Source organism: Amycolatopsis sp. NPDC006131 (assembly GCF_040614175.1).
Classification (GTDB): domain Bacteria; phylum Actinomycetota; class Actinomycetes; order Mycobacteriales; family Pseudonocardiaceae; genus Amycolatopsis_E; species Amycolatopsis_E tucumanensis.
Genome location: NZ_JBEXTX010000239.1, coordinates 1 through 1,731, shown reverse-complemented (window position 1 = coordinate 1,731; position 1,731 = coordinate 1). Strand labels below are relative to the sequence as shown.

Genomic DNA, 1,731 nt, shown 5'->3' with positions numbered 1-1,731 from the left:
GGCGGGCCGGTACTCGGTGGGGTTGCGGTTGCTGGAGCTGGCCGCGCTGGCGCCGCGCGGGCTGCAGTTGCGGGAAGCGGCGTTCCCGTTCCTGGACGATCTGCACTCGCTGACGCGCGGGAACGTGCACCTGGCGGTGCGGGACGGCCGCGAGGTCGTGTACGTGGAAACGCTGCGCGCCAGGGCCGCCGCGACGAACAGCCGGGTGGGCGACCGCTGGCCGATGCACGCGACGGGCACCGGGCTGGTGCTGCTGGCGCACGCGGAGCCGGCGTTCCAGGCCGAGGTGCTGCGCTCACCGCTGGAGCGGTTCACCCGCTACACGATCACGGACCCCGGCGAGCTGCGGCGGCAGCTGGCGTTCATCCGCCAGTCCGGAGTGGCGGTCGCGCGGGGCACGATCACACCGGACGACCTCGTGGTGGCCGCCCCCGTGCGAGACCCATCCGGCCGGGTCGCGGCGGCGATCAGCGTGGTGGTGCAGGTGGCCGGCGCCCGGCCGAGGGAGCTGGCGCGCCTGCTGACGGCCACGTCGAGGTCGCTGTCGCAGCGACTGGCCGGCGGACCGGCGCGGGTGATGGCGGAATCCTCTGGTGCTCGGCCGGCCCGGCGGGCTACACAAGCGGTGTGTTCATCCGGCCGCTGACAGAGCCCGAGCAGCACAGGCTGCGCGGGACGGGTGAGCCCGGCCGCACGATCGTCGCGGTGGACGACGACGAGATCGCCGGGGCTGTGGCCATCGTGTCACGAGAGCTGACGGTGCCCGGGGCAATTGTGCCGGTGGCGTGGGTGGTGCGGGCGGAGGTGTCCCCCACGCACCGAGGACGCGGCTTGCTGGCGGAGATGATGACGCGGCAGCTGACGGAGTTGTACGAGTCGGGCGAGACGGTGTCGGCGGCGGCGTCCGGGCGCTGCGCCCGGTTCGGATACGGGCCGGCGTCGCGGGCGTTGCGCCTGCGCACGAGCGGCGTTTCCACGCCGGATTCGGCGACGAGCCGGATCCGGCTGCTGGAGGCGTCGAGCCCCGAGTTGGAGCGGGTGTACGACGCGGTGCGGCGGACGTCGGTGGGATGGATTTCGCGGCCCCCGCGGTTCTGGGCAGCGCTGCCGGCGTCGTGGGTGGCGGCGGTGCTCGACTCGCCGGAGGACGGCTACGCGCTCTACCGACCTGGCGATGCGGGCGAGCTGCAGGTGGCCGAGGTGGGCGCGGCAACGGCGCAGGGCGCCGCCACCCTGTGGCGATTCCTGCTGAATACCGGTTGCGGGACATCGGCGCAGGTGCCGGTGGATTCGCCGCTGCTGGGCACCTCGCGGCCCAGACCGGTGGACACCCTGTGGGTGCGGCTGGTCGACGTGGAGCGCGCCTTGGCGGTCCGTCGTTACACCGTCCCGCTCGACGTGGTGCTGTCCGTGTGCGACTCGTTCTGCCCGTGGAACACCGGCCGGTACCACCTGGCCACCGACGGCACGCGCGTCACGTGCTCGCGAACTTCGGCCCCGGCCGAGTTGTGCGTGAGCGCGGCGGATCTGGGCGCGGCCTACCTGGGCGGCCCAACGCTGACGGCACTCGCCGGGTCGAGCCGGGTGATCGAGCTACGACCGGGCGCATTGTCCCGGACATCGGCGGCCTTCCGCGGCGAGCACGAGCCGTTCCACCCGTCGGGCATGGACTCCTGCTCGTCCGGTCGAACAGGCGCGCGCCGATGCGCCGTTCCAGCGTGCGGATCGTCT

Annotated in this window: 2 protein-coding genes; both read left to right on the top strand. The window is 73.5% G+C overall.

The window, feature by feature from the left end; genetic code table 11:
- A partial coding sequence (locus tag ABZ215_RS43690) for an IclR family transcriptional regulator C-terminal domain-containing protein (protein ID WP_354956842.1) occupies positions 1-646 on the top strand: 646 nt, incomplete at its 5' end.
- A partial coding sequence (locus ABZ215_RS43685) for a GNAT family N-acetyltransferase (RefSeq protein WP_354956840.1) occupies positions 628-1,731 on the top strand: 1,104 nt, incomplete at its 3' end. The genes ABZ215_RS43690 and ABZ215_RS43685, both read left to right, overlap by 19 nt.